Source organism: Paenibacillus sp. (genome assembly GCF_035645195.1).
Classification (GTDB): domain Bacteria; phylum Bacillota; class Bacilli; order Paenibacillales; family YIM-B00363; genus Paenibacillus_AE.
Map to the genome: position 1 here is coordinate 210,706 of NZ_DASQNA010000039.1, position 24,180 is coordinate 234,885.

22 protein-coding genes are annotated in these 24,180 nt (G+C 58.6%); 21 read left to right on the forward strand and 1 reads right to left on the reverse strand.

Features of this window, described 5'->3' with window-relative positions; translation table 11 throughout:
- Nucleotides 1–530: 530 nt before the first annotated feature.
- The 6 genes from VE009_RS21470 (at nucleotide 531) to ligA (ending at nucleotide 8,500) form a co-directional block, all read left to right on the forward strand.
- Nucleotides 531–1,574: an alpha/beta hydrolase family protein gene (locus VE009_RS21470; RefSeq protein WP_325011236.1), complete on the forward strand. Its 1,044-nt coding sequence runs from the start codon at nucleotides 531–533 to the stop codon at nucleotides 1,572–1,574.
- Entirely contained in the window at nucleotides 1,571–2,614 is a 1,044-nt protein-coding gene (locus VE009_RS21475) for a pectinesterase family protein (protein WP_325011238.1), read from the forward strand. The genes VE009_RS21470 and VE009_RS21475 overlap by 4 nt, the downstream gene beginning before the upstream one ends.
- Nucleotides 2,615–2,949: 335 nt before the next feature.
- A complete protein-coding gene (locus VE009_RS21480) occupies nucleotides 2,950–3,183 on the forward strand; it encodes a hypothetical protein (protein ID WP_325011240.1) in 234 nt (77 codons plus the stop codon).
- Between the two features lie 78 nt (nucleotides 3,184–3,261).
- Nucleotides 3,262–3,954 (forward strand): heptaprenylglyceryl phosphate synthase, encoded by a 693-nt coding sequence (locus VE009_RS21485; protein ID WP_325011242.1) that lies wholly within the window; start codon nucleotides 3,262–3,264, stop codon nucleotides 3,952–3,954.
- Nucleotides 3,955–4,036: 82 nt separating this feature from the next.
- A complete protein-coding gene (gene pcrA, locus VE009_RS21490; RefSeq protein ID WP_325011244.1) occupies nucleotides 4,037–6,352 on the forward strand; it encodes a DNA helicase PcrA in 2,316 nt (771 codons plus the stop codon).
- 123 nt (nucleotides 6,353–6,475) lie between these two features.
- The gene (gene ligA, locus VE009_RS21495) at nucleotides 6,476–8,500 is read left to right on the forward strand and encodes an NAD-dependent DNA ligase LigA (RefSeq protein WP_325011246.1); all 2,025 of its coding nucleotides are present in this window, start codon (nucleotides 6,476–6,478) and stop codon (nucleotides 8,498–8,500) included.
- Nucleotides 8,501–8,693: 193 nt separating this feature from the next.
- Here ligA and VE009_RS21500 read toward each other — a convergent pair whose 3' ends face one another.
- Nucleotides 8,694–8,855: a hypothetical protein gene (locus tag VE009_RS21500; RefSeq protein ID WP_325011247.1), complete on the reverse strand. Its 162-nt coding sequence runs from the start codon at nucleotides 8,853–8,855 to the stop codon at nucleotides 8,694–8,696.
- Nucleotides 8,856–9,136: 281 nt separating this feature from the next.
- Here VE009_RS21500 and VE009_RS21505 point away from each other — a divergent pair, with 281 nt between their 5' ends.
- The 15 genes from VE009_RS21505 (at nucleotide 9,137) to VE009_RS21575 (ending at nucleotide 24,170) form a co-directional block, all read left to right on the forward strand.
- Nucleotides 9,137–9,811: an RraA family protein gene (locus VE009_RS21505; RefSeq protein ID WP_325011249.1), complete on the forward strand. Its 675-nt coding sequence runs from the start codon at nucleotides 9,137–9,139 to the stop codon at nucleotides 9,809–9,811.
- 8 nt (nucleotides 9,812–9,819) lie between these two features.
- Entirely contained in the window at nucleotides 9,820–10,938 is a 1,119-nt protein-coding gene (locus VE009_RS21510) for an enolase C-terminal domain-like protein (protein ID WP_325011251.1), read from the forward strand.
- Nucleotides 10,939–10,978: 40 nt separating this feature from the next.
- Nucleotides 10,979–11,677 (forward strand): GntR family transcriptional regulator, encoded by a 699-nt coding sequence (locus VE009_RS21515; RefSeq protein ID WP_325011253.1) that lies wholly within the window; start codon nucleotides 10,979–10,981, stop codon nucleotides 11,675–11,677.
- Nucleotides 11,678–11,711: 34 nt separating this feature from the next.
- Nucleotides 11,712–12,728 carry a zinc-binding alcohol dehydrogenase family protein gene (locus VE009_RS21520; RefSeq protein WP_325011255.1) on the forward strand — a complete coding sequence of 339 codons (1,017 nt, stop codon included), beginning with the start codon at nucleotides 11,712–11,714 and terminating at the stop codon, nucleotides 12,726–12,728.
- 29 nt (nucleotides 12,729–12,757) lie between these two features.
- Complete coding sequence (locus tag VE009_RS21525) at nucleotides 12,758–13,891, forward strand: mandelate racemase/muconate lactonizing enzyme family protein (protein ID WP_325011257.1); 1,134 nt, start codon at nucleotides 12,758–12,760, stop codon at nucleotides 13,889–13,891.
- Nucleotides 13,892–13,987: 96 nt separating this feature from the next.
- The gene (locus tag VE009_RS21530) at nucleotides 13,988–15,061 is read left to right on the forward strand and encodes a C4-dicarboxylate TRAP transporter substrate-binding protein (RefSeq protein WP_325011259.1); all 1,074 of its coding nucleotides are present in this window, start codon (nucleotides 13,988–13,990) and stop codon (nucleotides 15,059–15,061) included.
- Between the two features lie 113 nt (nucleotides 15,062–15,174).
- On the forward strand, nucleotides 15,175–15,606 hold the full coding sequence (locus tag VE009_RS21535) for a TRAP transporter small permease (RefSeq protein WP_325011261.1): 432 nt from the start codon (nucleotides 15,175–15,177) through the stop codon (nucleotides 15,604–15,606).
- Between the two features lies 1 nt (nucleotide 15,607).
- On the forward strand, nucleotides 15,608–16,894 hold the full coding sequence (locus VE009_RS21540; RefSeq protein ID WP_325011263.1) for a TRAP transporter large permease: 1,287 nt from the start codon (nucleotides 15,608–15,610) through the stop codon (nucleotides 16,892–16,894).
- Nucleotides 16,895–16,908: 14 nt separating this feature from the next.
- Complete coding sequence (locus VE009_RS21545; RefSeq protein WP_325011265.1) at nucleotides 16,909–17,241, forward strand: UxaA family hydrolase; 333 nt, start codon at nucleotides 16,909–16,911, stop codon at nucleotides 17,239–17,241.
- Between the two features lie 13 nt (nucleotides 17,242–17,254).
- On the forward strand, nucleotides 17,255–18,466 hold the full coding sequence (locus tag VE009_RS21550; protein WP_325011267.1) for a UxaA family hydrolase: 1,212 nt from the start codon (nucleotides 17,255–17,257) through the stop codon (nucleotides 18,464–18,466).
- 6 nt (nucleotides 18,467–18,472) lie between these two features.
- On the forward strand, nucleotides 18,473–19,234 hold the full coding sequence (locus tag VE009_RS21555; RefSeq protein ID WP_325011269.1) for an SDR family NAD(P)-dependent oxidoreductase: 762 nt from the start codon (nucleotides 18,473–18,475) through the stop codon (nucleotides 19,232–19,234).
- Nucleotides 19,235–19,591: 357 nt separating this feature from the next.
- A complete protein-coding gene (locus tag VE009_RS21560) occupies nucleotides 19,592–20,053 on the forward strand; it encodes a CtsR family transcriptional regulator (protein ID WP_325011271.1) in 462 nt (153 codons plus the stop codon).
- A gap of 31 nt (nucleotides 20,054–20,084) precedes the next feature.
- Nucleotides 20,085–20,600, forward strand: coding sequence for a UvrB/UvrC motif-containing protein (locus VE009_RS21565; protein WP_325011273.1), 516 nt, complete (start codon nucleotides 20,085–20,087; stop codon nucleotides 20,598–20,600).
- Nucleotides 20,601–20,617: 17 nt separating this feature from the next.
- Entirely contained in the window at nucleotides 20,618–21,676 is a 1,059-nt protein-coding gene (locus tag VE009_RS21570; protein ID WP_325011275.1) for a protein arginine kinase, read from the forward strand.
- Nucleotides 21,677–21,722: 46 nt separating this feature from the next.
- Nucleotides 21,723–24,170 carry an ATP-dependent Clp protease ATP-binding subunit gene (locus VE009_RS21575; protein ID WP_325011277.1) on the forward strand — a complete coding sequence of 816 codons (2,448 nt, stop codon included), beginning with the start codon at nucleotides 21,723–21,725 and terminating at the stop codon, nucleotides 24,168–24,170.
- The last annotated feature ends 10 nt before the right edge of the window (nucleotides 24,171–24,180 follow it).

The following is a 24,180-nucleotide window of genomic DNA, read 5'->3' on the forward strand; positions in this document are numbered from 1 at the left end:
TGTAACCGCTTCCGCACGTTCTGGTACGATACTCCGCATTCTGTACAACAAGCTAACGATCTTGATTTGGAAGGCGATCGAAAATCGACGGGATGGAAATCAGCCGCATCGTGACGTCGAACTCCAAGTTTTATTTTCATCAAGGAGCGAAGGTGCAGTACGACCGTTCTTCGCGGCAGCAAGCTGTAACGCCGCTGTAAGCTTGACTTCGCGGGACGAGGGCCGATGAATTCGGCTCTTGTCCGCATTCTTCCGCTCCCTGTTTCCAAGAGACCGCGGCATAGTATAAACTAATGGGAAAACGGTTTCATTCAGACGAAGGAACTCGGTACTCTTAAAGCGAAGCCGGTATCCGATCATCGCCGTGTCGGCTGCGCCGTCTTGTTGATCACCGGCCAGGCAAGCCCAAATTATTGTTCACGCACGGCATCGAAGGCGTGCATTAACGCAGAACCGGGAATTCCGAGGCTGGAAGCGCGGAAGCGGCGGAGGGACCAGAATGAACGAACGAAGAATAGGAGGAGAACGGGATGGAACAGAGTCAGGGGGAACAGCTTGAAACGTATTTTCGCCGATTGACGGAGGAGGGCGTCGCGAGGCGCGGCTTCGTCCCGGGCGGCAATTGGCGGGCCTGGAGGGAGACGGCTGCCGCGCGGCAGAAGGTGCTGCTGGGAACGCTGCCGGATGACGCGGTCGATCCGGCGCCCGTCGTCAAGGAGCGGGTGCAGCTGGACGGTTACGTTCGCGAACGCGTAGAGATCACGACGTTCGACGGACTGCGGATGCCGATGTACGTGCTGATCCCGGACGGCGCGGAAGGGCCGTCGCCTGCCGTCGTCGCCTGCCACGGGCACGGCTACGGGGTGCGGGAGATCGTCGGTCTCGAGCCGGACGGCGGAGAGCGCAAGGGAGACCCGGGACTGCATAAAGATTTCGCCGTCGCTCTCGTTCGGCGGGGCTTCGTCGTAGCGGCCCCCGAGCTGCTCGGCTTCGGCGATCGCCGCTACGCCGAGGATGCGGCGGGCGGGCCGAAGGCGAATTCGTGCTTCCGCATCGCCGTTCATCTGTTGATGACGGGGCGGACGATCGCGGGCTACCGCGTATTCGAGACGCTGCGCGCGGTCGACTACCTGCAGCGCCGCTCCGAAGCCCGCTCGGACCGGATCGGCATCATGGGCATCTCCGGCGGCGGCTTGGTCGCGGCGTTCGCCGCGGCGCTCGACGAGCGGCTGCGCGCCGCCGTCGTGAGCGGGTACGCGAATACGTTCCGCGGCAGCGTCTTGGATCGGAATCATTGCATCGATAATTACGTTCCGGGCATGCTGACGGATTTCGACATGCCGGACGTCATCGGGCTGATCGCGCCGCGGCCGCTTTTGATCGAGAGCGGCGACCGCGACGCGGTGTTCCCGCGCGGACCGGCGGTGGAGGCGTATGCGTCGCTGCGCGACATTTATCAGGCCGCCGGAGCGGAGGATCGGCTGCGCGCCGACTTCTTCCAAGGCGGGCACGAAATCAGCGGCGCGGTCGCCTACGATTGGCTCGCGGCGGAGCTCGGAGGCGAAGGCGCATGAGCGGCGGGCGGAGAGAGAAACTGTGGGAGGAGACGGTCTTCGAGACGTTCGAGGTCGTCGTGGCGGCGGACGGGAGCGGCGATTTCGCAACGATTCAGGCCGCGATCGACGCCGTTCCCGCCGGGAACCGCGCGCCGGCAACGATTGCCGTGAAGCCGGGCGTATACCGAGAGAAGCTGTTCGTCGACAAGCCGGGCGTCCACTTGATCGGCTCGGGGGCGGACCGGACGGTCGTCGAGTACGACGATTACGCGTTAAAGAAGTATCCGAACGGAGAGATGTATAACACGTTCAATTCGTATACCGCCTATTTCGGCGGGGACGATTTGTTCGCGGCGGACATGACGTTCGCGAATACGGCGGGGCCCGGCGCGAAGGTCGGGCAGGCGGTCGCCGTCTACGCGGACGGGGATCGCGCGCAGTTCCGGCGCTGCCGGTTCGTCGGCGCGCAGGATACGCTGTTCACCGGGCCGCTGCCGCCGGCGCCGGTCGAGCGCGCCGCGTTCGGCGGTCCGGGCGACGTATTCCCTCGGCGGCAGGTGCGGCAATACTACCGCGATTGCTACATCGAGGGCGACGTCGACTTTATTTTCGGCTCGGCGACGGCGGTGTTCCGGGGCTGCGAGTTGTTCTCGCGCCGGCGGCCGGACGCGCCTCCCGGCGAAGCGAACGGGTGGATCACGGCGGCGTCGACCCCGCGGGAGGCGGCGTACGGATACGTGTTCTGGGACTGCCTGATCACGGGCGACGCCGCGCCGGGCTCGGTCTACCTCGGCCGGCCATGGCGGGAGCATGCGAGCGTGGCGTTCCTGCGCTGCCGGATGGACGCCTGCGTCGCGCCGGCCGGCTGGAGCAACTGGGGCAAGCCGGAGCGGGAGGCGACGGTCCGGTTCCGCGAGTACGGCAGCGCCGGCCCCGGGGCCGACCCGTCGCGCCGCGTCCCGTGGGCGAAGCCGCTCGACGCGGGGGAGGCGGCGCGGTTCGAGCCCGCGCGCGTTCTCGCCGGCGGCGACGGCTGGAACCCGGAAGAGGGAGACTAGGGGCGCCGCGGTCGAGGCGGGTGAGCGCTGTGATCCCCGACCGGCGAAGAATGGAAACAGTTTGTAAGCCATTTGTTAGGCCAGGGGAACAAAAGGTTAGGTATGCCGAACAAACGGGGCTTCGGGGCCAGAATGGAAAGAGTTTGTAAGCACTTTTGTAAGGCTAGGTGAATTAAAAGTTAGATATGCCGAACAAACGGGGCTCGAATGGGCGCGGCAGGGGGCGGAGACGCCCCTTTTTTCGTGCCGCCGCAGCGCTGCGCCTTTGCTTGTTTTTCCCTCGTTTGGGCATCCTAACAGGGACTACCATACCGTAGGAAGGAATGGATGCACCGATGGAAGAGACGAAAAAGGATGAACTGGAACGCGTGCTGGAAGAAGCGCTCGACGTAACGAAGGAGCGGGACGAGAAGCGCTTCGATACGAACGAGCTGGCGCGGGAGCGCATCAGCGCGCCGTACGAGTACCGCGTTCGGGCCGAACGCGACCCGATCGCGGAGGAGACGAAAATCATCCGGAGCATGGCGAAGGAGCCGGACGACAAATACGACGAATATGCCAAAACCTAGGTTTGACATGGTTTTCCGCCTCGTTTAGACTGGAAAAAGAAGAACAAATGTTTTCGTGCGATGCGTGCAGGGGGCGTCATGGTCGATCGTTGGATGGAAGAATGGAAGCATGTATTTAAGCTGGATCCGGACAAGGAGCTGGACGACGAGGCGCTCGATGCCTTGTGCCTCTCCGGAACGGACGCCGTGCTGGTCGGAGGGTCGAGCGGGGTCACGTATGACAACACGGTCGACCTTTTGGCGCGCCTCAGGCGGTACGAATTGCCCTGCGCGCTCGAGGTGACGACGCTGGAAGGCGTCGTGCCGGGGTTCGACGCGTACTTGGTGCCGATCGCGCTGAACAGCGCCGACGCCGATTTCGTCGTCGGGCGGCACGCCGAGGCGCTCAAGCGGTACGGGCATTTGCTGCCGCGCGAGGGCGTCGTCGCCGCCGAAGGGTACGTCATCGCGAACCCGGACTGCGAGGCGGCGCGCGTGGCGAAGGCGAAGCCGGTCGACGAAGCGGACATCGTCGCGTACGCGAGGTTCGCCGACCGGCTGCTGAGACTGCCGATCGTGTATATCGAATACTCCGGCGCGTTCGGCGATCTCGCGGCCGTCGCGAAGGCGAAGGCCGCGATGACGAACGCGCGCCTCTTCTACGGCGGCGGCATCGACGGCGCGGAGAAGGCCGCTGCGGCGGCGCAGGTGGCGGACACGATCGTAGTCGGCAATATCGTTTATCAATCTTTACCCCTTGCGCTGGAGACGGTGCGGGCTGTAAAGTCGTAGGGGCGGATTCGCGGGAACATTTTCATCATATTATCGGTTTTATCATTTATAGCATTTCGGGAATAGAAAGGTTTGAGCACGCATGGGACATCCGGTTGACATTCGAGAAGCGGTGACGAAGCTGAATCCGCGGCAGCGGGAGGCGGTGGAGGCGACGGACGGCCCTTTGCTCGTGCTCGCGGGCGCGGGGAGCGGCAAGACGCGGGTGCTGACGCACCGAATCGCGTATTTGATCGGCGCGAAGAAGGTGGCGCCTTGGGCGATTCTCGCGATTACGTTCACGAACAAAGCGGCGCGGGAGATGCAGGAGCGGGTGGCGAAGCTGGTCGGCCCGCAGGGGCAGGACATTTGGGTATCGACGTTCCACTCGATGTGCGTGCGCATCCTGCGCCGCGACATCGGGCGGATCGGGTTTTCGCAGAGCTTCTCGATTCTAGACTCGGGGGACCAGCTGTCGGTCATTCGGAACTGCATGAAGGATCTGAACATCGACAGCAAAAAGTTCGAACCGCGCGCCGTGCAGGCGGCGATCAGCAACGCGAAGAACGAGCTGATTACGCCGGAGCAATTCGAACAGAAAATCGGCGATTATTTCGACGGCATCGTCGCGAAGGTGTACAAGAAATATCAGGAGCGGCTGAAGGCGAACAACTCGCTCGACTTCGACGACCTGATCATGACGACGATCCGTCTCTTCCAGGAAGAGCCGCAGGTGCTGGAGTTTTACCAAAACAAGTTCCAGTATATTCACGTCGACGAGTACCAGGATACGAACCGCGCGCAATACATGCTGTGTAAGATGCTGGCGGACAAGCATCACCGCATCTGCGTCGTGGGCGACTCCGACCAGTCGATCTATAAGTGGCGCGGCGCGGATATTTCGAACATTCTCAACTTCGAAGAGGATTATCCGGAGGCGCGGTCGATTTTGCTCGAGCAAAATTACCGGTCGACGGCCAACATCCTGAACGCCGCGAACGAGGTCATCAAGAACAACGCCGGCCGCAAGGCGAAAAACTTGTGGACGGACCAAGGCGAAGGCAATAAGATCCAGCTGTATATGGCGGATTCGGAGCATGAGGAAGCGTATTTCATCGCGGGAACGATCCGGAAAAACCGCTCCGCGGGACGCCGGTTCGGCGAGCACGCGATTTTGTACCGGACGAACGCGCAGTCCCGCGTGATCGAGGAAGTGCTGATCAAGTCGGACATCCCGTACCAAATCGTCGGCGGCGTAAAGTTCTACGATCGGAAAGAGATCAAAGATTTGCTCGCGTATTTGCGGCTCATTTCGAACCCGGACGACGATATTTCGTTCGCGCGGATCGTCAACGTGCCGAAGCGGGGCATCGGCGATACGACGATCGACAAGCTCGGCGCGGCGGCTGCGGCGCGGGGCGTGTCGATGTACGCGATGATCGACGGCATCACCTCGGTGGACGTAACGGGCCGGGCGGCGACGGCATTGCGAGAGTTCAAAGAAATCATCGATAATTTATCCCGCATGGTCGAATATTTGTCCGTTACGGAACTGACCGAGAAGATGCTTGAGATGACGCAGTACCGCATGGAGCTGCAACGCGAAAATACGCTGGAGTCGAAGGCGCGCCTTGAGAACATCGAGGAATTCCTGTCGGTGACGATGGATTTCGAGAAGCGGAACGAAGACAAGTCGCTCGTGTCGTTCCTCACCGATCTCGCGCTGATCGCCGACATCGATTCTATGAACGACGATCCGGAGGAAGGCGGCGACGCGGTCATCCTGATGACGATGCACAGCGCGAAGGGTCTCGAGTTCCCGGTCGTGTTCATCGCCGGCATGGAGGAGAACGTCTTCCCGCACAGCCGGTCGGCGAACGACGTCGAGGAGCTCGAGGAAGAGCGGCGCCTCGCCTACGTCGGCATCACGCGCGCGGAGAAGGAATTGTTCCTGACGTGCGCGCGGATGCGGACGCTGTTCGGGCGGACGCAGGCGAACGCGCCGTCGCGGTTCTTGGACGAAATTCCGGACCAGTACAAGGAGATCGTCTCCCCGGGCCGGCCGACGTTCGGCTCGCGGCCTGCGGGCGGGTTCGGCGGCGGCGGACTCGGCGGCTCGTCGTTCGGCAGCGGACCGTCGAGCTTCGGCAACGCGGCGAAGAGCGCCTTCACGGCGGCTTCCGGCGGCGCGGGCGCGGGCGTGCCTCGCGTGACGAAGATGCAGCCGACGTTCGCCGGCGGCGGCGCCGCGGGCGCCGACTTCGCGCCGGGCGACAAGGTGCAGCACGGCAAGTGGGGCACGGGCACGGTCGTGTCGGTGCGCGGCGACGGCGACGACAAGGAGCTGCAGATCGCGTTCCCGGCGCCGGTCGGGGTGAAGAAGCTGCTCGCCCGGTTCGCGCCGATCACGAAGGTGTAACTGCTTATTCTAATCGGGCAAGAGGGCCGTTCGGCCGAAACCGCGGACATGGCGTTCCGTTGTTTCGCGCGCGGCGGCCGTTTTACATAACCATATATTATCGTTTCGGAGGTCGTGAGCAGGATGGCGGCGACGGCGAGGGAGCAGATGCGGCAGCTCGTGGACGAGCTGAATCGGCACAATTATTTGTATTACACGCTGGATCGGCCGGAGATCAGCGACGCGGAGTACGACAAGCTGTACGACCGGCTCGCGGCGCTGGAGAAGGAGACGGGCGAGGTGCTGCCCGATTCCCCGACGCTGCGCGTCGGCGGCGAGGTGCTGAAGGGCTTCGACCCGCATAAGCACCGCGCCCGGCTGTGGAGTCTCGACAAGGCGCAGACGAAGGAAGATTTGCTCGCTTGGCATGCGCGGGTGCAGAAGCTCGTGAACGAGTACAACGCGGGCGAACCGGACGAACCGCTGCCGGAGCCGTCGTTCGTGCTCGAGCTGAAGTTTGACGGGTTGACGTTGAACCTCACGTACGAGAACGGCGAGCTCGTGCAGGCGGCGACGCGCGGCAACGGGACGGTCGGCGAAGGCATCCTGCCGCAGGTGCGCACCATCCGCTCGGTGCCGGCCTCCATTCCGTATAAGAACGGACTCATCGAGGTGCAGGGAGAAGGCTTCATGTATTTGTCCGTCCTCCAGAAATATAACGAGACGGCGGCGGAGCCGCTCAAGAACGCGCGGAACGCCGCGGCGGGCGCGCTGCGCAACTTGAATCCGGCGGTGACGGCGGAGCGCAAGCTCGACGCGTTCTTCTACAACATCGGCTACGCGTCCGAGGAGCGTCCGTTCGCGACGCATATGGAGATGCTGGCGTTCCTGCGGGACAACCGGTTCAAGGTGAATCCGTACGCGCAGCACTTCGAATCGATCGAGGCGGTGTACGACGAGCTGATGCGCCTCGCGACGACGCGCCACGAGCTCGATTTCTTGATCGACGGGGCGGTCGTCAAGGTGAACGATCTCCGCACGAGGGAAGTGCTCGGCTATACGGACAAGTTTCCGCGCTGGGCGGTGGCGTTCAAGTTCGAAGCGGAGGAAACGACGACCGTGCTGAACGACGTCGTCTGGAACGTCGGCCGCACGGGCAAGCTGACGCCGCTCGCGATCGTCGAGCCGGTCGACATCGCCGGCGTGACGGTGTCCAACTGCACGCTGAACAATATGGACGACATCGAGCGCAAAGGGCTCCGGTACGGCATCGGTACGCTCATTTCGATCCGGCGCGCGAACGACGTCATTCCCGAAATTCTCGGGAAGGCGGAGGAAGCGGAGGGCCGCGAAATCGTCGCGCCGACGGCGTGTCCGGCTTGCGGGCACCCGGTAGAGCAACGCGGAGCGCATCTGTTCTGCCCGAACAAGCTCGGCTGCAAGCCGCAGATCGTCGCGCGGGTGTCGCATTTCGCGACGCGCGACGCGATGGACATCGAGACGTTCAGCGAGAAGACGGCGGAGCAGCTGTATGACGAGCGGGACGTGAAAGACCCGGCGGATTTGTATTATTTGACGAAGGACGATTTGCTGGGCCTCGAGCGGTTCGGCGAGAAGAAGGCGCAGAAGCTGCTCGACGCGATCGAGAAGAGCAAGTCGCGCGATCTCGCCTCGTTCTTGTACGCGCTCGGTATTCCGAACACGGGCAAGACGACGACGAAAATGCTCGCGGACCATTACCGCTCGCTCGAAGCCGTCATGAAGGCGACGCCGGAGGAGCTCGTCGGCTTGCAGGACGTCGGCGGCATCGTCGCGGAGAGCATCCACTCGTTCTTCGCCGATCCGCTCGTGCAGGAGTCGGTGGCGCGCATGTTAGCGGCCGGCGTCAAAGCGGAGGCGGAGGCGCCGGCGCTCGACGCGGCCGCGGCAGCCGATTCGCCGTTCTTCGGTAAGACCGTCGTGCTGACGGGCACCTTGACCACGATGACCCGCGACGAAGCGGCGAAGCGGCTCGAAGCGCTCGGCGCCAAGGTGGCGGGCAGCGTGTCCAAGAAGACGGACTTCGTGGTCGCCGGCGAGAACGCGGGCAGCAAGCTGACGAAGGCGCAGGAGCTCGGCGTCGCGATCATCGACGACGAAGAGGAACTGAAGCGATTGTTGGGCATGTGACAGAAGCGAGGCTTTCGGATCTTCATCCGAAAGCCTCGTTTTTGTTGGCGGCGGCGGTACCGTTCCGGAACGCAAACAGCCCTCATTCTCTCCCGGCCGGAGGAACCAAGGGCTGTCGAGCGGCATTGCTCGTGAAGGAGAACGGCACGTGTGTGTGAAGAGGGGGCGAGCCGCCGCCCCCTTCTTCCGCAAATCAATCCTTCTGCTCGCAAGCGTCGCTTTCGATCGCCTGCTGCTGCTCCGGCGTGAAATCCTGCCAATCGTTGTCGTTCGCCATCGTCTCGCCGTACTGGTCTAGGCGGGAAGGCTGGGCTTGGCCCCCGTCCCGTTTCGGATGCGAATTGCGTCCAGTCATACGTATCACCCCCAGAGTAGTTTGCGCAAATTTAGCCATTTGCACGCGGGCGTAAGCTAGCCAAAGGGAAGACAGATAACCTGCGGAAGGGTGGGGGAAACGTGAACTTCACCATCGGCATGGAGAAAGCGCTTCAAAAAAAGCATTGACTGGTATACTAGTCCTCAAGTATTCTTGTATTGAGAAATCGATCTACATAGAAGGCGGATCCGTATACCCTCACAACTTGTATACTAGTGGCCAAGGATACGGTAATAAAAGGACAAGGGGGATACCAACGAGTGCAAACCCAAGCGGAATGGAGCAGCGACGAACAATTATTCGCGCTGATCAAGAAGGAGCTGTACACGCCGGTCGTAGGGGACATTCTTGACGCGAAAGGCTTTTACCACCAGTTCCTGCCTCAGCCGATTCAGCCGATGAAGGAAGACATGGTCGTTGTCGGCAGGGCCATGCCGGCGCTTATGATCGACGTATTCGGCGAGCAAGAGAAGCCGTTCGGCGAATTAACGGCGGCGCTCGACCAACTGCAGCCCGGAGAAGTGTACATTGCCGCCGGCGGTACGATGCGATGCGCGTATTGGGGCGAAATTTTAACCGCAACGGCGCGCAAACGCGGGGCGGTCGGGGCGATCATCGACGGCTTCCACCGGGATACGAAGATGGTGCTGGAGCAAAACTGGCCTGTGTTCTCGCGCGGCCGCTATGCGCAAGACTCCGGCGTACGCACCCAGGTTGTCAACTACCGGTGCCCGATTGAAATCGGCGGGGTATGGATTCATCCGGGAGATTTAGTGTTTGCCGATCTGGACGGCGTGCTGATCGTTCCGAAGAAGGTCGAGCACGAGGTCATTCAACGGGCGCTGGAAAAGGTTCGCGGCGAGAAGCTTGTCCGGAAGGAAATCGAGAACGGCATGTCCAGCACGGAAGCATTTAAGAAATACGGCATCCTGTAGGAGGCGCTATGATCATCACGAAATTCGAGACTTGGCTGGTCAAGCGGGAGAAGAGCTTCTTCGACCAAAAGCGCCAAGGGAAAAGCGGCATGCCGTGGGATGTTGTCGTCCTTAAAATTACAACGGATACGGGCATCGAAGGAATCGCGACCGCGCTGGCGGCGCGTTCCGGAACGATAACGGAAGCCTACTTGCAGGAAAATATCGCGCCGGTGCTGATCGGCAGGGACCCTTATGATCGGGAAGCGATCTGGCACGAGCTGTGGAATATCGACCGGCACTTGGCGTTCTTCCCAGTCTACATATGCGGCCCGGTAGATGTGGCGCTATGGGATATAGCCGCCAAAGCGGCAAACCTGCCGCTCTATAAGTATATGGGAGCGTACCGGACGAAGCTGCCCGTCTATGCAAGCGGTTTATTTCACGAAACGGTGGAAGACTACGTCCAGGAAGCGCTGTACTATCAATCGAAGGGAATTAAGGCTTATAAAGCCCATCCGCCGGGACCGGTTCAGAAAGACATGGAAATTCACGAAGCGCTTCGCGGCGCGGTAGGGGACCATTTCACACTATTGACGGACCCGGTCGCCGAATACAGCCTGGACGAAGCCATACGTGTCGGAAGGCAGCTGGAGCGGTTGAATTACTTATGGTTCGAGGAACCGTTCCGCGACTTCGAACTTTATAAATATCGCGAGCTGTGCCGAAGTCTCGACATTCCGATTGCGGCTACGGAAACGACCCGAGGCTGTCATTGGGGAGTCGCGCAAGCGATCGCGATGAACGCTGCGGACATCGTAAGAGCGGATGTATCGTGGAAAAACGGCATTACGGGAACGATGAAAATTGCCCATCTCGCCGAATCGTTCGGCTTGCGCTGCGAGATTCATACGACAACGATGAACTATATGGATATCGTGAACCTGCATGTTTCGTGCGCGATCCGGAACTGCGAGTATTATGAATATTTCGTGCCCGAGGACAACTTCAAATTTCTGATGAAAGAAGATTTGCCGATCGATGAGGAAGGCTTCATTCACGTGCCTACTGCGCCAGGCATCGGCGTCGAGCTCGACTGGGAACTGATCCGCTCGCAATGCTCATCCTATAAAGTTATTGCTAAATAATTGGAGGGGGGGAATAATGGAGGGAGAGGAGGAGTAAGCTATGAATTTTCATCCATTAAAAGCTTCTCGCAAAACATTAGGCGATGACGTATATAAGGCTCTTAAGGAACAAATCGTGACTTTGCAGTTAAAGCCGGGGGAAATGATCTATGAAAGCTCGCTGGCCTCCGCGTTCGGGATCAGCCGAACTCCCGTGAGGGAAGCTATCAACCGGCTGCAGCAGGAAGAGCTGATTCAAATCTATCCGCAGCGCGGCGCCATTATCGCGCATCTGTCCGAAAAGAAGGTCAGGGAAGCGCAATTCGTCCGGGAAACCTTGGAGATCGGCGCCTTCAAGACGATTGCGGGCCTATGGGATCGCGAGGACGAAACGTATCAGAAGGCCGAGAAAGACATACTGTCGATCATCGTCCAGCAGAAAGAAGCCGTCAGACAAGGCAACTATATCGATTTTATTCAGTTGGATGCAAGCTATCATACGAGAATTCTGCAATTAGTGAACAACCAAACGCTAATGCAAGTTCTTCAAGTCATGAGAGCGCATTTGAACCGAATGAGATATTTGGAGCTGAGGGAAGGCAGGCACGAGCAGGAATCCATCAAGCATCACGAAATGCTCTTGGAGCATCTGAAGCGCAACGAAGTGGAGAAGACGGAGCAGCTGTTGATCACGCATCTGAGATACATTGTGAACGATTGGCAAAAAATCATGGATAAATACGCCGACTTTTTCGAGTAAATATATTGTATATATGGAGAAAGAAGGGTTTGCGATGAACGCAATCGTCCTGCGGCAGCCTGGCGAACTCGCATTCGCGGCAAAGAACGAACCTGACTGTATGGAAGGGGAAGCGATCATCCGATTGCATCGGATCGGCGTGTGCGGAACCGATTACCATGCTTATCACGGCAACCAGCCTTTTTTTGAGTATCCTAGAATACTAGGACACGAACTTGCCGGCGAAATCGTCCGATTGGGCGGGGCTAACGAACAAGGGCTGCGAGTCGGGGACAAAGTGTGCGTCATCCCGTATCTGGAATGCGGCATGTGTGTCGCATGCCGCAGCGGCAAGGCGAACGCCTGCGTACGCCTGCAGGTGCTCGGCGTCCATCTCGATGGAGGGATGCGGGAGTACATGGCTGTTCCGCAGCACAAGCTCGTACCCGTCAACGGGCTCGATTGGGACGAGAGCGTGATCGTCGAACCGCTGGCGATCGGCGCGCATGCGGTCAATCGCGGGAAAGTAGGGAGAGACGATGTTGCGCTCGTCGTCGGCGCGGGTCCGATCGGCTTGGCGGCGATGAAATTTTGCAAGCTCAAGGGCGCGAAGGTGGCTGCGTTGGATATCAGCGATGCGAGACTGCATTTCGCAAAGCAGTGGGCGCAAGTGGATCATACGCTCTCGGCCAGGACCGACGTGATCGCACAGCTATCCGAACTCACGGGGGGCGAATTCCCCAATATCGTGTTCGACGCGACCGGCAATGCGCAATCGATGGCGAACACCATACATTATGCGTCTCACGCCGGCAGAGTGGTCTACATCAGTCTCGTAAAAGGGGATATTCCGATTACGGACGCCGTTTTCCATAAGAAGGAGCTGGATTTGTTGGCCAGCCGGGCGGCATCCAAGGAAGAGTTTCAGGAAGTCATCCAAGCGATCCAATCGGGGCATGTAGACGCATCCTCTTTCATCTCGCACCGCGCTCCATTCCTTTCGGGAACGGAAGCGTTTCGCAGCTGGACGCAGCCCGGCGGCAATATGATCAAAGCGGTACTTGAGTTATAATCGCCAGCTTGTAGGAAAGGAAGTCAACGATGAAAATCGAACACGTATCGTGCAAAGGGTACCGGATCCCCCCGAGCATCCCGTGGGAGGATGCAACGAACAAGGTGCAATGGCTGGAAATCATCGTCGTTGAATTGAAAACGGATACAGGGCTGACGGGGACGGGGATCAGCTATACCGTAGACGTTGGCGGCAAGGCGATCGTAGCTTTGTTGGAGGAGTATTTGGCCCATCTCGTGATCGGCATGAATCCGCTGCATTACGAGGAAATTTGGTATAAGCTTCAAAGACAATCGCGCAGACTTGGACTCGGCGTCAATTCCATGGCGATCGCGGCGATCGATATCGCGGTTTGGGACGTCATGGGGAAGCATTACGGCCAGCCGCTGTATAAACTGCTCGGCGGCGCGAGAGAACAAATCCCCGCTTATATTAGCGAAATCAATCTTCGGTCGGACGACACGATCGAGAAGCTGCTCGAGCGGGTAGACAGCTATATGGAACAAGGCTACCGCACAGTCAAAATCAAAATCGGCAAGCCGGACATCGAGGAGGACGTCGAGCGCATTACGAAGGTTCAGGAACGTCTCGGCAAAGACGGACGCGTGCTCGTAGACCTGAATCAAAAGCTCAGCTCCGTCGATTCGATCGCGCTGCTTAGCAAACTGGACGACCTGAATCTGGGATGGATCGAGGAGCCGCTGCTCTTCCATGACGTCCATGCTCACAAGCTCTTAAAGAGCCGGCTCAAGACGCCGATCGCGCTCGGGGAAAGCCTGCACAGCAAACATCAAGTGCTGGAATATTTGAAAGCGGATGCAGTGGACTATGTGCAAGCGGACGTCGCCTTCGTCGGAGGAATTACGGAGTGGCTGAAAATCGCCCATATGTCGAACGCGTTCGGCAAATTGGTCGCGCCGCATTTTATGATGGAGCTTTCGCTGCATCTGCTGTGCGGCGTGCAGAACAGCTACATGCTTGAAAACGTGACAGGCGGTTCGTTCTCCGAGCTGGGCATTCTCGATATACCGATCACAGTCGAGAATGCGACAGGCGTTCCGAGTCAGCTGCCCGGGCACGGGATCGTGCTGAACCGGCAGCAGCTTTCGCAATATGAAATTCGGGAACATGCGGCTTCGACGTTCGTGGGCGGAAGCAAATAAACAAGTTGATTCCGCTTAGAGGAGGTGAGGAGAGGCAGTACGTTCAGTCAATGAACCATTGCGGTGTACATTCAATTACGGAGGGGTACAAAAAACATGAAACGAAACACGAAATGGGTATTCACGGCGGCGTTGGCTCTTGTGATGTTATTGACGGCATGCGCTCAAACAACGACACCGAACAATTCCGGCTCAAATACAAACTCCAATACGAATACCGGCTCCGACAGCAAGCCTGAGGCGAATCCGCCGGCGGATGACAAAACATATACGCTGAAAATCGGTTACGAAAACAATCCGGGAGAGCCGATCGACCTGGCCGCGAACCGTTGGAAGGAACTCGCCGAAGAAAAAAGCAACGGCCGTCTGGTCCTCGAGCTGTACCCGAGCTCCCAGCTCGGAACGAAGGTTGACTTGACGGAGCAAATGCGCAGCGGCGCGAATGTCATTACGCTGTCCGACGGTTCGTTCCTGAGCGATTTCGTGCCGGATATGGGAATCATGATGGGGCCTTATTTAGCGGACGATGTCGACTCCATGTTCAAGCTTTACCAATCCGATTGGTTCCAAGGCATCGATCAACAGTTGAGAGATCAAGGCATTCATATCGTGACGACGAACTGGCTCTATGGCATTCGCCATGTCATCGCTAACAAGCCGGCGCAGACACCGGAAGAATTCAAAGGCATGAAGCTTCGCGCACCGAACGCGGACATTTTCATCAAGACCGTCGAAGCCATGGGCGCTACCGCTACGCCGATGCCGCTTGGCGACGTATACCCCTCCTTGTCTCAAGGCGTGATCGACGGCATGGAAAATCCGCTGACGGTAATTTACGGCTCCAAAGCCTATGAACAAGCGAAGCACATCATCTTGACGGGCCACATCGTGAACATCACGACATGGATCGCCGGGCAGAAATATATGGAATCGCTGCCGGAAGATCTCGTTCAGATCTTGAAAGAGACAGGCGACGAAGCAGGCAACTTCATGACGGAAACGGTCATAGCAAGCGACGAAGAAACGATCGAGAAGCTGAAAGCGGAAGGCGTTACATTCCATGAAATCGATCGTTCCGTGTTCAAGAAGGCGGTTGAGCCGGTTTATGCGACGTTCACGAATTGGACGCCAGGCCTCTACGATACCGTTCAAAACATTTTGAAAGAATAGGATACGGATGAAGGGGAGCAGACGATGTTCCCCTTTCCCCTTTCTCAAATTCGACCGTGGGGGTGTCTCATCTGCTTACCAGAATGACTAAAATCATGGGACGTCTTGATGAAATGTTGGCTTCATTGGCCCTCATTATGATCGTGGGGATTACGGTAGCGGGCGTATTCATGCGGTACGTCATGGGCGAGCCGTTAAAATGGACGGAGGAAGCGACGCTCGCTTTGATCGTTTGGTTCACCTTCTTAGGTTCGAGCGCGGCATTCCGGGGAGACGGCCACGTAAGCATCGGTTTTTTTGTAGATCGATTAAACAAGAAGCTGCAACGATGGGTCATGATCGTTTGGCATCTCGTTCTGATCGTTATTTTGCTGTATGTCTTCATTTGGTTAGGGTTCGAATTGGCGATGCAAGCCGGAGACAAGTTGACTCCCATTCTGAGAATTTCTTATACGTTCATCGACCTATCCGTTGTATTATGCGGCGTGTTTGCCGTCGCTCGCCTTGCGATCGGATTAAGGAACGTCCTGAAGGGAGGAGAGTAGCTTGGAAGTCCTCATCCCCGTCATCCTCATTTTCGTACTCATTCTCTTGAAGGTTCCGGTTTCTTTTTCGCTCATCGCGGGAACGCTGACCTATTTTCTGCTCTCCGATTCTCAAATCAGCAGCATTTTTATGGTGCAAAGAATGGTCGCGGGCGTCGAGTCGATTCCGCTCATGGCGATTTTGTTCTTCGTGGCCGTCGGCGTCCTGATGAATTACTCCGGCATATCCAAGCGGCTCATTAACTTTTCCGAGGTCGTGACAGGACGGCTGCCGGGCGGATTGGCGCAGGTGAACGTGCTGCTCAGCACGCTGATGGGGGGACTGTCCGGCTCCGGACTGGCCGATGCGGCGATGCAGTCGAAAATTTTAGTGCCGGAAATGGAGAAGAAAGGGTATGATCGGGCGTTTTCTACAGCGGTCACCGCAGCGTCTTCCATTATTACGCCGATCATTCCGCCTGGTATAGCCCTTATTTTATACGGATATATTGCGAACGTTTCGATCGGCAAACTTTTTGTCGCCGGTATCGTCCCTGGCATCATGCTGTGTATCATCCTGATGGTTACGGTGCATATCATTTCGAAAAAAAGGGGCTACCAGCCGATTCGCGAGACATGGGCCACGCCGGTAGAAATCATTAAAGAATCGCGCCATGCGCTTGTAGCGTTCATTCTTCCGGTTCTTATTATCGGAGGCATCCGGATCGGCGCTTTCACGCCGACGGAAGCCGGAGCCATGGCGGTCGTCTTTACGCTGCTGCTTGGTTTGGTGATTTACCGGGAAATGAAGCTGGAGCATCTCAAGATAGCGATCGTCGAATCGGTGAGTACGACCGCATCAATTTTGCTTCTTATTGCGTCCTCGTCGGCTTTCGCGTGGGTGCTAACGATGGAGCGAATCCCTCATAAAGCTACTGATTTTGTGTTGGGCTTCGTTGACAACCCTTTGTTGTTCTTAGTTATTGTTAACATTTTCTTGCTATTTATCGGGTTGTTTATCGAGGGCAACGTCGCAATGATCATTCTCGTTCCGCTGCTGATGCCGATGGTCGGTGCGTACGGCATCGATCCGGTTCATTTCGGCATTATGCTGATAATGAATCTCTCGATAGGAACGCTGACGCCGCCGATGGGAACGGTCATGCTTACCACATGTTCAATTACGAAAACGAGAATCGAGGACTTTATTCGGGCCGTGCTGCCGTTCTGGCTTGCGCTGCTTGTCGCCTTGCTGTTGATCACGTTCGTTCCGCAAATTTCGCTCTTGCTCGTAGATTTGCTCTATTAAGGAAGTGACAAATTTTGAACTCTTCCATCGCTTTCCAAATCGACCGAAACGACAATGTATGTACCTCCCTGCAGGCGTTGGAGCCCGGAGTCGTGCGCATCACGGGACAGTCCGAGCTGGAACAGATTACGATCGCTGCGGACATTCCGAAAGGGCATAAAATCGCCGTAAAGCCCATCGAGGCCGGAGAGCCTGTCGTGAAATACGGAGTTAGCATCGGGATTGCGACCAAACCCATAGCGCCGGGGGAGTGGGTGCACCTGCATAACTGCAGGAGCGCGTTCGACGAGCGATCGTCGACGCTGGATCCGGAAACTGGCGCTCCGACCGATACGCCTTATGAATAGCGAGGTGGAAGCGTTGTACAAACCGCAAAGCTGGAAAGGGTACTTGCGCAAGGACGGCTCGAAGGGTATTCGCAATAAAATTCTAGTCATCTATACGGTGGAGTGCGCCTCGTTCGTGGCGAAGGAGGTTGGGCAGCATTACCGGTATCGCGAACCGGATGTCGATGTGATCGGATTTCCCGGCTGTACGGATAACGACTATGCGGTTCGCATGCTGCTCGCCATGATCCGGCATCCGAATGTGGGGGCGGTTCTGACCATCGGGCTGGGCTGCGAGTACATCCAAGCGAAGCTGCTTGCGGAGAAAGCGGAGGAAGCGGGCAAGCCGGCATGTTCGATTCTTATCCAGCAAACCGGCGGCACCCGCTCGTCGATCGAAGCAGGCATTAAACATGTGGAGGACCTGGCGGAACGGCTGAAGCAGGATACCGTCGAAGTTCCGATGGATGTTTCGGATCTGATCATCGGCGCGGAATGCGGCGGTTCGGACTTTACGTCGGGGCTTGCAGGCAATGTGGTGGTGGGACGATTTTTCGACCGTCTTGTAGACGATGGCGGCAGCGCGATTTTCGAAGAAATCGTCGAGGCGATCGGGCTGCGGGACGTTCTCGTCGGGCGGGGAAGGACCGATGCGGCGAAACGGCAGCTTGCTTTCGCCTATGACAAAATGATGGACTATTGCAGAAGCGTCAAGCAATATTCCGTCTCGCCAGGCAATTTCGCCGGCGGCTTGACGACGATCGAGGAAAAGAGCATGGGGGCCGTGATCAAAAGCGGAAGCAGGCCGATCGAAGGCGTGATCAAGGTGTCGCAAAGGCCTCCGCACAACGGGCTGTGGCTGCTCGACAGTACGCCGGATCCGCACTGGATGCAATATGGGTACACGAATCCGAACGATAACGAAGGCTTGACCGCGCTGGCGTCGACCGGTGCGCATTTGTTGTTCATGGTGACCGGTCGAGGGACGGTCGTAGGCAGCGCGGTGGCGCCGGTCATCAAAATCACCGGGAACCAGCAGACGCACCGAATGATGCAGGAAGATATCGACTTCGGCGCTTGGCCTGCGCTCACCGGGGACAAAACGATGGATGAATTGACCTTGGAATTGGAGCAACTGGTCGTCGACGTTTGCGGCGGAACGCTTACGAAGTCCGAGCAGCTGGGCCACAAGGAATATTACATACCGTACAAGTATCAACAATCGAATGCCGCGTGCGAAAGGTGAGGGACGATGATGAATCCATTTACATTGGCAGGGGAGCGTGCGCTCATTTCGGGCGGCGCTACAGGGATCGGCTTGGCTATGTCCGCTTGCTTCGTGGAAGCGGGCGCAGAGGTGATCGCAATCGGAAGGAAGCCTGCGCAAGAGGTGCAATTGATCGCGGAAGAACTGGGACCGAACTTCCGGTACGAGTCGTTCGATATTACCGATACGAGTCGAAGCGCGCAATTCGTGCGGGAGCTCGAAGAGCGAACGGGCCCGATCAGCGTGCTCGTCAACAACGCGGGCAATCATTTGAAGAAGCCGGTCGAAGAGACGTCCGACGAGGAGTTCATGAATATTTTTCAGGTGCACGTAATGGGCGCGCTCGCTTTAACAAGGGCAGTCGTACCAGGGATGAAAGTTCGGAAAAAAGGCAGCATCATTTTTCAGGCATCGATGTCGTCCTTCATCGGCATGCCGAACATTATTGCCTATTCGGCGGCCAAATCGGCGTACCTCGGCATGGTGCGGTCGTTGGCGAGCGAGGTTTCCCCTCACGGCATTCGCGTAAACGCCATCGCGCCGGGCTGGATCGAAACGCCGATGCTGCATAAAGCGCTGGCCGGCGATGAAGAACGCGCATCGAGAATTTTGAAACGCACGCCGATGGGGACGTTCGGCAAGCCGGAGGATATCGGCTGGGCAGGCGTTTACCTTGCTTCGCCCGCCGCGAAATTCGTTAACGGCGTCGTACTGCCGGTCGACGGCGGCGCGCTGATCGGATTTTGATGACTGCGAAAAGCTGGTCGTCCATGTCTTCGTTTCGGGAGACAGGGATTCGACCAGTTTTTTTGTCGTTTCGCAGGCGCGGCGGCCTTCGCGCAACGAAAAATATTTTCGATTTAGGATCTCCAAACAATGTTATAGAGGGCTTTTTTGTACATACTGTTGGATAGAGCTTTTTTTGTCAAAACCGAAGGCGGGGTTCAACTAGGGGCAAATTTACTCCTGACGCGCCGGCAGCTTCGAGGCACTTGCAATCGTAAAAATATTGGCTATAATGTAATTAAAGTCAAAGAAAGTCAAAGTCAACGCAAGGGAGAGCGCCGTGTTGACTTCGGCGCACTCGAAGATGGAGGCCACATCATGCGGAATACGTCCGACATGATCGAACAATATTTGAAGCAGCTGCTGCAGGAAAGCCCCGACGGCATCATCGAGCTGCAGCGGAACGAGCTGGCCGAGCAGTTCCAGTGCGTGCCTTCGCAGATCAACTACGTCATCAGCACGCGCTTCACGCTCGACAAGGGCTACCTCGTCGAGAGCAAACGCGGCGGCGGCGGCTATATTCGCATCCAGAAGGTCGATCTTCCCGTGCACGAGGAAATTCACGTGCACGTGTCCCGAACGATCGGCGCGCAGATCGACCAGCAGGCCGCGGAAGGGTTAATTTACCGGCTGGAAGAGGCGAAGCTGGTGTCGTGCCGGGAAGCGAATATGCTGCGGGCGGCGGTGCATCGGGATACGATCGCGCTGAAGCTGCCGCAGCGGGACGAAGCGCGGGCGCGGCTGCTGAAGGCGATGCTTGTGGCCCTTCTCACGAAGTAACCACCCTCGACCACGAAAGGGGACGACCGGAATGCTCTGTCAAGAATGCGGGAAGCGTCCCGCTACGTTGCATTTTACGAAAATTGTGAACGGCGACAAGACGGAGTTTCATTTCTGCGAAACGTGCGCGCGGGAAAAAGGCGAACTCATCCCCGGCACGGCGGGCGGATTTTCGATCCATAACCTGCTCTCCGGCCTCATGGAGCTGGACCCGAGCGGCAAAGCCGGCGCGGCCCAGAAGGCGGCGCAGCCGCGATGCGATTTCTGCGGCATGACGTACGCGCAGTTCGGCAAAATCGGCCGCTTCGGCTGCGGGGAGTGCTATAAGCATTTCCAGGACCGCTTGACGCCGCTGCTCAAGCGAGTGCACGGCAATACGGTGCACGTCGGCAAAGTGCCGAAGCGGGTCGGCAAGCAGGTGCAGCTGCGCCGGCAGATCGATCAGCTGAAGCGGGAGCTGGCGCAGAAGGTGGAGCAGGAGGAGTTCGAAGCGGCCGCGAAGCTGCGCGATCAAATCCGCGAGCTCGAGAAGCAGGCGGCCAACTAGCGGGAAGGAGCCACGGCATGAGCAGATATACGGAACACGCGTTGAGCGGTTGGATGCAGGCGGACGGACCCGATTCGGATATCGTAATCTCCAGCCGCATTCGCATCGCTCGGAACGTCAGCAACGAACCGTTCCCGATGCTGGCGACGAACCAGCAGTCGGCCGAGGTGCTGAACCGGGTGTCGCAGGTGCTGACCGGGGAGCGGCTGAACAACGTCGGGAGCTTTGATCTGCTGACGCTCACCGGGATGAACGAGCTCGAGAAGCGGGTGCTCGTCGAGAAGCATCTCATCTCGCCGAACCTCGCGAACGAGGCGCGCAACGGCGCCGTCATCCTGAGCGACAACGAAGCGATCAGCATCATGGTGAACGAGGAAGACCATTTGCGCATCCAAGTGCTGTACCCGGGCTTTCAACTGAAAGAAGCTTGGGAGGTCGCCGAGAAGATCGACGATATTTTCGAAGCGACGGTCGACTACGCGTACGACGAGAAATACGGCTACTTGACGAGCTGCCCGACGAACGTCGGCACCGGCATTCGCGCCTCGGTCATGATGCATCTCCCCGCGCTCGTCATGACGCAGCAGATGAACCGCATTTTGCAGGCGATCCAGCAGGTCGGTCTCGCGGTTCGGGGGCTGTACGGGGAAGGCAGCGAGGTCATGGGGAATATTTTTCAAATCTCCAACCAAATTACGCTCGGGCAGACCGAAGAGGAAATCATCGACAATCTGCACGGCGTCGCGCGGCAAATCATCGAGCACGAGAAGGCGTCCCGCCAGAAGCTCATGAACGAATCGCGCGTGAAATTAACGGATCGAATCCGTCGCTCTTTTGGCATTTTGTGTTATGCTGAAGTTATCGATTCGAAGGAGGCGGCGCAGCGGTTATCCGACGTACGCCTCGGGGTCGACCTCGGCATCATCGAGGGGCTCAAGCCGAACGTGATGAACGAGCTGCTCGTCATGACGCAGCCCGGGTACTTGCAGCAGCATTACGGGCGGGCGCTCAGTCCCGAAGAGAGGGACTTGCACCGCGCGCGGCTGTTCCGGGAGCGGCTTGCGCATCGATCCTGATCGAAACCATCCCTTGGATTTTCATCCTTCTTGGAGGTGTATATTTATGATGTTTGGACGTTTTACGGAACGTGCGCAGAAGGTGCTCGCGCTGGCGCAAGAAGAAGCGGTACGGTTAGGCCATAACAATATCGGGACGGAGCACATCCTGCTCGGGCTCATTCGCGAAGGAGACGGCATCGCCGCCAAGGCGCTGATCGGTCTCGGCCTCGGTCTCGAGAAAATTCAGGACGAAGTGGAGGCGCTCATCGGCCGCGGCCAGGAGCAGCCTACCAATATCGCATATACGCCTCGCGCGAAGAAGGTTATTGAACTGTCGATGGACGAAGCGCGCAAGCTGGGGCATACGTACGTCGGCACGGAACATATTCTGCTCGGTCTCATCCGCGAGGGCGAGGGCGTGGCGGCGCGCGTGCTGAACAACCTCGGCGTCAGCCTGAACAAGGCGCGCCAGCAGGTGCTGCAGCTGCTCGGCAGCAGCGAAGCGTCGTCCGGCAGCCACAGCGGCACGCCGGCGAACGTCAACACGCCGACGCTCGATTCCCTGGCGCGCGATTTGACGGCGGTCGCGAAGGAAGGCAACCTCGACCCGGTCATCGGCCGCGCGAAAGAAATCGAGCGCGTCATCCAGGTGCTCAGCCGCCGGACGAAAAACAATCCGGTGCTCATCGGCGAGCCGGGCGTCGGCAAGACGGCCGTCGCGGAAGGTCTCGCCCAGCGCATCGTGGCGAACGAAATTCCGGAGACGCTGCGCGACAAGCGCGTCATGACGCTCGATATGGGCTCCGTCGTGGCGGGCACGAAATACCGCGGCGAATTCGAAGATCGCCTGAAGAAAATCATGGATGAGATCCGCCAAGCGGGCAACATCATCCTGTTCATCGACGAGCTGCACACGCTCATCGGCGCGGGCGGCGCGGAAGGCGCGATCGACGCGTCGAACATCCTGAAGCCGGCGCTGGCGCGCGGCGAGCTGCAGTGCATCGGCGCGACGACGCTCGACGAGTACCGCAAGTACATCGAGAAGGACGCCGCGCTCGAGCGCCGCTTCCAGCCGATCACGGTCGACGAGCCGACGGTGGACGAAGCGATCCTGATCCTCCGCGGCCTGCGCGACCGGTACGAAGCGCATCACCGCGTGAAAATTACGGACGAGGCGCTCGAGCAAGCGGTGCGCTTGTCCGATCGCTATATCAGCGACCGGTTCTTGCCGGACAAGGCGATCGACCTGATCGACGAGGCGGGCTCGAAGGTGCGCCTGCGCACGTACACGGTTCCGCCGAATTTGAAGCAGCTCGAATCGCGTCTCGAAGACATCCGCAAGGAGAAGGACGCCGCGGTGCAGAGCCAAGAGTTCGAGAAGGCGGCCGCGCTCCGCGACACGGAGCAGAAGCTGCGCGACGAGCTCGAGGAAACGAAGAACGAGTGGAAAGAGAAGCAAGGCCGCACGGACTCCGAAGTGACGCCGGACGATATCGCCCAGGTCGTCGCGAGCTGGACCGGCATTCCGGTCGTCAAGCTCGCCGAAGAAGAAACCGAACGCCTGCTGAAAATGGAAGAGATCCTGCATAACCGCGTCATCGGCCAAGACGAAGCGGTCAAGTCGATCTCCCGCGCCGTCCGCCGCTCCCGCGCAGGCCTTAAGGATCCGAAGCGCCCGATGGGCTCCTTCATCTTCCTCGGCCCGACGGGCGTCGGCAAAACGGAGCTCGCCCGCGCGCTCGCGGAAGCGATGTTCGGCGACGAGAACGCCGTCATCCGCATCGACATGTCGGAGTACATGGAGAAGCACTCCACGTCCCGTCTCGTAGGGGCGCCTCCGGGATACGTCGGTTACGAAGAAGGCGGCCAGCTGACGGAGAAGGTGCGCCGGAAGCCGTACAGCGTCGTCCTGCTCGACGAAATCGAGAAGGCGCATCCGGAAGTGTTCAACATCCTGCTTCAGGTGCTGGAAGACGGACGGCTGACGGACTCCAAAGGCCGCACGGTCGACTTCCGCAACACCTTGATCATCATGACGTCGAACGTCGGCGCGGATACGATCAAGAAAGGCGCGACGCTCGGCTTCACGGCCGGCGACGCGGCAGCGCAGACGAAGAACCAATACGAAGCGATGCGCGAGAAGGTGCTCGGCGAGCTCAAGAAGAGCTTCCGTCCGGAGTTCCTGAACCGGATCGACGAAGCGATCGTGTTCCACCCGCTCGACGAAACGCACATCGCCCAAATCGTCTCGCTCATGTCCGAAGAGCTGCGGAAGCGCCTGAAGCAGCAGGAGATCGACTTCTCGCTGACGGACTCGGCGAAGAAGTTTCTCGCGAAGGAAGGCTACGACCCGACGTACGGCGCGCGTCCGTTGCGCCGCGCGATCCAAAAGCACATCGAGGATCGCCTGTCGGAGGAGCTGCTCCGCGGCACGATCAAGAAAGGCGACACCGTCCTCATCGACGAGAAGGACGGCGAGCTGACGGTGCACAGCGAGGTTACGCAGAAGTAAAGAAGGATAT